The 7443-nt window shown below is 62.2% G+C and carries 7 protein-coding genes and 1 pseudogene; 4 read left to right on the top strand and 4 right to left on the bottom strand.

The genetic code is table 11. The features are described 5' to 3' along the window. The 3 genes and pseudogenes from EOA38_RS22385 to EOA38_RS22375 form a co-directional block, all read right to left on the bottom strand. Positions 1-593 (bottom strand): annotated as a pseudogene (locus EOA38_RS22385) (cobaltochelatase subunit CobT); the annotation flags it as partial. A gap of 35 nt (positions 594-628) precedes the next feature. Beyond that, positions 629-1615 carry a cobaltochelatase subunit CobS gene (cobS, locus tag EOA38_RS22380; protein ID WP_126091664.1) on the bottom strand — a complete coding sequence of 329 codons (987 nt, stop codon included), beginning with the start codon at positions 1613-1615 and terminating at the stop codon, positions 629-631. Positions 1616-1739: 124 nt separating this feature from the next. After that, entirely contained in the window at positions 1740-2363 is a 624-nt protein-coding gene (locus tag EOA38_RS22375; protein WP_126091663.1) for a J domain-containing protein, read from the bottom strand. 135 nt (positions 2364-2498) lie between these two features. Here EOA38_RS22375 and EOA38_RS22370 point away from each other — a divergent pair, with 135 nt between their 5' ends. Beyond that, the gene (locus EOA38_RS22370; RefSeq protein ID WP_126091662.1) at positions 2499-2801 is read left to right on the top strand and encodes a BolA family protein; all 303 of its coding nucleotides are present in this window, start codon (positions 2499-2501) and stop codon (positions 2799-2801) included. 3 nt (positions 2802-2804) lie between these two features. Here the strand turns inward: EOA38_RS22370 and EOA38_RS22365 are convergent, their stop codons facing one another. Next, positions 2805-3617, bottom strand: coding sequence for an alpha/beta hydrolase (locus tag EOA38_RS22365; protein WP_126091661.1), 813 nt, complete (start codon positions 3615-3617; stop codon positions 2805-2807). A 314-nt stretch (positions 3618-3931) separates the two neighbouring features. On the opposite strand from EOA38_RS22365, the gene EOA38_RS22360 reads away from it, so the two are divergent. The 3 genes from EOA38_RS22360 to EOA38_RS22350 all read left to right on the top strand — a co-directional run. Continuing rightward, complete coding sequence (locus tag EOA38_RS22360; RefSeq protein WP_127300274.1) at positions 3932-4297, top strand: hypothetical protein; 366 nt, start codon at positions 3932-3934, stop codon at positions 4295-4297. Between the two features lie 440 nt (positions 4298-4737). Continuing rightward, the gene (locus tag EOA38_RS22355) at positions 4738-6687 is read left to right on the top strand and encodes a PrkA family serine protein kinase (protein WP_126091659.1); all 1950 of its coding nucleotides are present in this window, start codon (positions 4738-4740) and stop codon (positions 6685-6687) included. Between the two features lie 19 nt (positions 6688-6706). After that, positions 6707-7443, top strand: a 737-nt coding sequence (locus EOA38_RS22350) for a DUF444 family protein (protein WP_127300273.1), incomplete at its 3' end; no start/stop codon positions are given.

Genomic DNA, 7443 nt, shown 5'->3' with positions numbered 1-7443 from the left:
AGCTTGGACGACAGGCCGTCGAGATCGGTGCTGGCCTTCTCCTCGACCCAGGGGCGCCACAGATCGACAAGCCGCTCGGCGCTCTTCGGCACGGGACGGCCGGTGAGCTTCTCGCGCACCATCAGAGCCACCGCCTCCTCGAGCGGCGCATCGGCCTTGTCCTTGACGTCGACGAGATTTGCCTTGGCGTATTTGTCTTCCAGCATCGAGCCGATGTTGTCGGCCACGCCCTGCATGGCGCGGCTGCCGATCGCCTCGACGCGCGCTTGTTCAACGGCATCGAAAATAGCCCGCGCGAGCTTGCCCTCCGGCGCCAGCTTAGTGTGGATACGCTGATCGTGGCAGGCGCGCTTCAGCGCCATGGAATCGCCGATGCCGCGGGTGATGGCGATGTCGTTGCGGGAAGCCTTCTTCGGCAGTTCGGGCAGACGGGCGCGGTTTCCGGCCAGCGCCGGCCGATCCTTGGCGAAGCCGACCTCGAGGTCCTTGTCGCCGGCAACGGCGCGCATGCACACCGTGACGGCGCGCTTGAAGCTGTCGGCTTCAGACCCGTTCTTCGGCTTGTTGCGCGTGTTGTCGCCCGGACCCGCCATCGATCATTCCCTGCGCGAAGCCTGCCGGTACGCGCTTACCCCAGCACCACGTTGGCGGCACTCTCCGGCAGATCCTCGCCGAAGGCGCGCTGATAGAATTCGGCCACCACCGAACGCTCCAGCTCGTCGCATTTGTTGAGGAAGGTGAGCCGGAACGCCATGCCGATATCGCCGAAGATCTCGGCATTCTCGGCCCAGGTGATGACCGTGCGCGGGCTCATCACCGTCGACAGGTCGCCATTGATGAAGGCCGAGCGCGTCATGTCGGCGACGCGCACCATCTTGTTGACGATCTCCTTGCCCTTGTTGTCGCGGTAGTGCTTGGCCTTGGCCAGCACGATGTTCACCTCGTTGTCGTGCGGCAGGTAGTTGAGCGTGGTGACGATCGACCAGCGGTCCATCTGCGCCTGGTTGATCTGCTGCGTGCCGTGATAGAGGCCGGTGGTGTCGCCGAGGCCGACCGTGTTGGCGGTGGCGAACAGGCGGAAGGCCGGATGCGGGCGGATGACGCGGCTCTGATCGAGCAGCGTCAGACGACCGGACGATTCCAGCACGCGCTGGATGACGAACATCACGTCGGGGCGGCCGGCATCGTACTCGTCGAAGCAGAGCGCCACATTGTGTTGATAGGCCCAGGGCAGGATGCCGTCGCGGAATTCGGTGATCTGCAGGCCTTCCTTGACGACGATGGCGTCCTTGCCGACGAGATCGATGCGGCTGACATGGCTGTCGAGGTTGACGCGCACGCAGGGCCAGTTGAGGCGGGCGGCGACCTGCTCGATATGCGTCGACTTGCCGGTGCCGTGATAGCCCGACACCATGACCCGGCGGTTGTAGGCAAAGCCGGCGAGGATCGCCAATGTCGTCGCCCTGTCGAACAGATAGTCCGGGTCGATGTCCGGCACATGCTCGGACGACACCGAATAGGCGGGCACCACCATCTTGGAGTCGAAGCCGAATTTCTCCCTCACCGACACCGTCGTGTCCGGCAAGTTGGCGATGTCGCGATCGACCTTGTTCATCACTATCAACGTCTCCACGTGCGAAACGACGGCGTTTCGCCGGCAATCGATTTTGTTCGGGGGCGGTCTTAGAGCCTTTTCCAACCTTATGAAAGTTGGAAAACGACACGGACCGTAGGGCCGCTCAGCACAATCCTGCTTGCTTGAGCACGCGATAGGCCTGCAGCACATCGCGGAACCGGTCTTCCGAACCCCTGTCGCCACCATTCGCATCAGGATGGTGGCGCTTCACGAGTTCCTTATAGCGCGCCTTGATATCCTTGCCAGTCGCCTTTGTATCAAGGCCAAGCGTTTCCAGCGCCTTGGCCTCAAGCGGCTTCGCCTTGCGCTCGCGTGCCTCGCGCGGCCCGCCGCCGAACAGGTTGAAGGGGTCGCGCATGCGGTTGTAGTAACCGGCGCGGCCGGAGCGTTGTTGCGCGAAATCCGGCGCAGAACGCATCCCGCCGCCATTGGCGCCCATGCGCCAGGTCGGCCGGTGGCCGGTCAGCGCCTCCTTTTGGAAGCGGGCGATCTCGGTGTCCGACACACCCGAGAAGTAATTGAAGCTCTTGTTGTATTCGCGCACATGCTCGAAGCAGAAGCGGAAATACTCACCCTCCTTCAGCCGTCCGACCGGCGCCCGATGCGTGCCGGCCTCCTTGCAGCCATCCCACTGGCAGACCGGCGCGCGCGACTTCAGCTCCGCGTCCTTTTCCGGCCGGATGCGGATTTTCTCGAAATATTTGGGATACGGTTTCATCTCACCCATTTATGGGCTGTTCGCTAGTGCGAAACAAGAATTGACATTTGGCAGATGATCGCCCTAACCGCTGAATCGCGGCTTAAAGCGGTCGAAAATGCAGATTTTACGGCGATGCCGTAGATGTGGTGAAGGGAAGCCCCGATGTCCATACAGTCGACGATGGAAAGCAAGCTGAAGGCGGCGTTTTCGCCCGAAAGGCTCATCGTCATCAACGAAAGCCACCTTCATGCCGGCCATCATCATGTCGAGTCCGGTCACCACGCCACCTTCGACGGCACCGGCGAGACGCATTTCCGCGTCCGCATCGTCTCGCCGAATTTTTCCGGCATGAGCCGCGTCGACCGCCACCGCGCCGTCAACGAGCTGCTTGCCGACGAGTTGAAGGCCGGCGTGCACGCGCTCGCGATCGAGCCGGCCGCGCCCGGCGAGAAGACCCTCTGGTAGGGTTCAGGCGACCGTCGCCTTCAGGAAAGCCATGACCGCGGCGGTCAGCGCATCGCCGTCCTCGCCGAAGCGCCGGTTGATCGCCATGTGCGAATAGGCGCTGCCGTCGAACAGTGTGACCTTGTTGCCGGCCGTCCGCAGCCGATCCGCGAAGTCATGCGCAGCGGTCGCGCGGATCGGCGCGTTCGAATAGGCGACGAACACGGGCGGGTGCTTGGCCGTCCCGATATAGGTCGCGGGTGACAGCGCGCGCCACTGGCCTGGATCCGAAAACGCCTGCGCGTAGATCGGCCGCAGCCTGCCGCCCTGCGCCCTGGCCAGAGCCTCGATGTCATAGGCTTCGGTATCGTCGAGCACCAGCGCGGCGACGCCGGGCAAGCCGCCGCGAAGTCCTGTCAGTGCCGCCAGATGGCAGCCGGCCGAGTGACCCATCACCACGATGCGGTCCGGATCGCCGCCATAGCTGGCGATATTGGCGCGCACATAGGCATAGGCCTCTTCCACGTCGCCCGCCTGGGCGGCGACGTCGGCCTTGGGCAGCATGCGGTAATCGATCGAGACGAACAGGAAGCCGTTGGCGAGCAGGAAGCCCGGCTTGGCGTTGACGTTGTTGCGGTTGCCGATCCGCCAGGCGCCGCCATGGATGAAGAAGACGACCGGATCACCCTTGGCGCCTTCTCGGGCGTAGATATCGAGCTTGGCTGGCCCGTAGTCGACGGTTTGCGGCGCCGGCTGGCGCAGCCGCCAGGCTGCCGACGCCCCTGCCGGCAGCAGCGCGGCAACGGACGCAAGGACAAAACACCGCCGATCGATCATCGTCATCTCCTGACCACCCCCAGCTCTGATCGCCCTCGGCAAAGAGTGCACGCGAGCGCGGCAGGCGTCCAGTTAAGGATTGTTCAGGGGCTGCAAGGGGTTGGCTCGCCAACAGTGGACCCGCACCCCTCTTGCGCCATCGAAAAATGCGCGGGCGCTCGACTGGGCCGCGTGAACAAGATCATGGAACATTTTCCCTGGTCTGGCAGTTTGCTTGACGGCCCGGTTCTGGAGGAAGCGCTCATCCATGCCGGGCGGATTGTTAGCCAGACCGGAGAGCCGATGCGACTGGCGCCTCCGAGGGGTGACCACCCATGAAGACGACGTATCGAGCTCCAGCCGGGCATGGTAATGGGTGCTCAGGCAGTTTGCAGCCTTTGCGGCTGTTTCCGGCGATTGCCTTGGCGGCCTTCCTCTCGGCTCCGGCCGCCGCGCATCAGGCGCCCAAGGGCTGGCAGTACGACAGCTCATGCTGCGCGGGGTTGGACTGCTATCAGGCACCCGCGGCCGACGTGAAGGAAACGCAGTATGGACACCAGCTCTCCACCGGGGAGCTCATTCCCTACACCGACAGGCGGATCAAGCGCTCGCGCGACGAGTTCTTTCACGAGTGCAAGCCCGGCGGCGACGTAAACTCTCAGCATTCGTTCTGTCTCTACGTTCCCGACCACGACATGTAGGTGCGAAAAACCAATACGAGATCCTTCCTTGAAGCTCTCAGGCAAGCATTCTGTCCGCATAGGGCGCTTTGCCGCCTCGATGCCCGATCGAGCGTCCGCTGCGCTGGCTCGCGCCGCCGCAAGGCGGTCGATGCAGCGGCAGTCGGTACCACTGCCGGTTACCTTGCGGCGACATCACACCGCAGCGTCGGCACTTCTGTTTTGTGTTGGCAAATGGGTCGACCGAGCGCACACTGATCTTGGCTGTCGATTCGGGGTGGGCGACTAGAGTTCACATCGGGATGCGCGACGCGGCGCTTGTTTCGGCCACGCGGAGTGGTTCCCTCACACCTCGGTGATCGAAGCTGACGATTAGCGTTTGTCGGGAACAAAGAGCGCTTTCCGGCAGTTGAAGAGACGATGAGCCGATTGGCAGCCTATCGGCTCCGAGGCAAAGCATCATGCGCGAGAATCAATCAGACGTCTTCGACCTGTTTTCGGAGATTTACTCGAACGCGGCCCAGGAAGAGATCAGCCTTCAGCAGTATCTGCTTGCCTGCCGTGAAGACAAATCCATGTACGCCTCAGCGCCCGAACGCATGGTCGAGGCAATAGGCGAGCCGAACCTTGTCGACACCAGCAAGGACGAGCGGCTCGGGCGTATTTTTTCGAACCGTACGATCAAGATCTATCCCTCCTTCTCGGACTTCTACGGAATGGAGGATACGATCGAGCGCATTGCGGGATATTTCCGCTATGCCTCGCAGGGGCTCGAAGAGCGCAAGCAGATCCTCTATCTGCTCGGCCCGGTCGGCGGCGGCAAATCCTCGCTTGCCGAACGGCTGAAGAAACTGATGGAACAGCGCCCGATCTATACGCTGAAAGTCGGCAACCAGATCAGTCCGGTCTTTGAATCGCCACTCGGCCTTTTCAATCCCGATCGCATGGGCGATCTGCTCGAGGACAAATACGGGATAGCGCGTCGCCGGCTGAATGGGCTGATTTCGCCCTGGGCGGCCAAGCGCCTCGACGAACTGTCCGGCGACATTTCCAAATTCAGCGTCGTCAAGCTGTCGCCGTCGCGTCTGCGCCAGATCGCCATCACCAAGACCGAGCCCGGCGACGAGAACAATCAGGACGTCTCGGCCCTGGTCGGCAAGGTCGACATCAGGCAATTGGAACACTTCAGCCAGTCCGACCCGGATGCCTACTCCTACAGCGGCGGCTTGAACCGGACCACGCAAGGGCTGCTCGAATTCGTCGAGATGTTCAAGGCGCCGATCAAGGTCCTGCACCCGTTGCTGACGGCGACCCAGGAAGGAAGCTATAACGGCACCGAGAATTTCGGCGCCTTTCCCTATCAGGGCATCGTCGTCGCCCACTCCAACGAATCGGAATGGCAGCAGTTCAAGAACAACAAGAACAATGAGGCCTTCCTCGACCGCATTCTCGTGGTCAAGGTTCCCTATTGCCTTCGCATCACCGAAGAAAGGCAGATTTACGAAAAACTTCTGCGCGAGAGCGATCTGGCGAACAGCCCCTGCGCGCCTGAAGTGCTGGACATCCTCAGCCGCTTCACCGTCTCGACGCGGCTTGCGGAGCACGAGAACTCGCCGCTCTACACCAAGATGCGCGCCTATGACGGCGAGAATCTCAAGGAGATCGACCCGAAGGCGAAGTCGGTCCAGGAATATCGCGATGCCGCCGGCGTCGACGAAGGCATGACCGGGGTCAGCACGCGCTTCGCCTTCAAGATCCTGTCGCAGACCTTCAACTACGACACCAAGGAGGTGGCCGCCGATCCCGTGCATCTGATCTATATCCTGGAGGAGGCGATCAAGCGCGAGCAATTCCCGAAGGAGACGGAAGCTGCCTACCTCGAGTTCATCAAATCGGAGCTCGCGACGCGCTATGCCGAGTTCATCGGTCACGAGATCCAGAAGGCCTATCTGGAATCGTACAGTGAGTACGGCCAGAACCTTTTCGACCGCTATATCGCCTACGCCGATGCCTGGATCGAGGACCAGGACTACAAGGACCCCGATACCGGCCAGATCCTCAACCGCGAGGTCCTGGATAAGGAACTGTCGCAGGTCGAAAAGCCGGCCGGCATCGCCAATCCCAAGGACTTCCGCAACGAAGTGGTCAAATTCACCTTGCGCGCCCGGGCGCGCAACCATGGCCGCAATCCATCCTGGACGAGCTACGAAAAGCTTCGCGAGGTCATCGAGAAGCGCATGTTCGGTCAGGTCGAGGACCTGCTGCCGGTGATCAGCTTCGGCTCCAAGCAGGACAGCGTCACGGAGAAGCGGCACAACGAATTCGTGGAGCGGATGGTGGAACGCGGCTATACTCAGCGGCAGGTGCGCCGGCTGGTCGACTGGTACATGCGCGTGAACAAGGCAGGCTGAGCAAAGCTGGAGCGGTTCCATGCCGATCTTCATCGACCGCCGCCTGAACCCGAAGGACAAAAGCCTGGGCAATCGCCAGCGCTTCCTCAAGCGCGCGCATGAAGAGCTCAAGCGCACCATCCGCGACAAGATCCGGACAAGCGGCATTGCCGAGATAGACCGGGAGCACGCCGTGCCGATGCCTCGGAAAGGCACCAGCGAGCCGACGTTCAGCGACGCCAAGGACAGCGGCCATCGCCAGCACATCCTGCCCGGAAACCGGACGTTCAGCCCCGGCGACCTGATCCCCAAGCCTGGTGGCGGGGGCGCGGGCTCTTCGGCTCCGGGAAACACGGAATCCGAAGACGACTTCCGCTTTGTGCTGTCGCGCGAGGAGGTGCTCGACCTCTTCTTCGAGGACCTCGAACTGCCCGATCTGGTCAAGCTCAATCTCAAGCAGATATTGAGCTTCAAGCCGAGGCGGGCAGGCTTCGCGGCAACCGGGTCGCCGACCAACATCAATGTCGGGCGCACCATGCGAAACAGCCACGGACGCCGCATCGCGCTGAAGCGGCCCAAGCAAGAGGAATTGGATGCGATCGCCCGGCAGCTCTCCGAGCTGGAATCGAAGCCGTCAAACGCGGCAACGCGCGAGCGCATCGCCGTTCTGCGCGAGGAGCTCGAACGGCTCGAGCGCCGGCGAAAGCGGATCGCCTATGTCGATCCGGTCGACATTCGGTTCAGTCGCTTCGACCCCCAGCCCCTGCCGAATGCAAA

This window comes from Mesorhizobium sp. M1E.F.Ca.ET.041.01.1.1, assembly GCF_003997355.1.
Taxonomy (GTDB): domain Bacteria; phylum Pseudomonadota; class Alphaproteobacteria; order Rhizobiales; family Rhizobiaceae; genus Mesorhizobium.
This window is presented reverse-complemented; position numbering and strand designations above follow the sequence as displayed.

Excerpts from the sequence above, each read along its gene's own strand:
- cobS (WP_126091664.1), bottom strand. The coding sequence starts at position 1,615 with ATGAACAAGGTCGATCGCGACATCGCCAACTTGCCGGACACGACGGTG.
- EOA38_RS22375 (WP_126091663.1), bottom strand. The coding sequence starts at position 2,363 with ATGGGTGAGATGAAACCGTATCCCAAATATTTCGAGAAAATCCGCATC.
- EOA38_RS22360 (WP_127300274.1), top strand. The coding sequence starts at position 3,932 with ATGAAGACGACGTATCGAGCTCCAGCCGGGCATGGTAATGGGTGCTCA.
- EOA38_RS22355 (WP_126091659.1), top strand. The coding sequence starts at position 4,738 with ATGCGCGAGAATCAATCAGACGTCTTCGACCTGTTTTCGGAGATTTAC.
- EOA38_RS22365 (WP_126091661.1), bottom strand. The coding sequence starts at position 3,617 with ATGATCGATCGGCGGTGTTTTGTCCTTGCGTCCGTTGCCGCGCTGCTG.
- EOA38_RS22370 (WP_126091662.1), top strand. The coding sequence starts at position 2,499 with ATGTCCATACAGTCGACGATGGAAAGCAAGCTGAAGGCGGCGTTTTCG.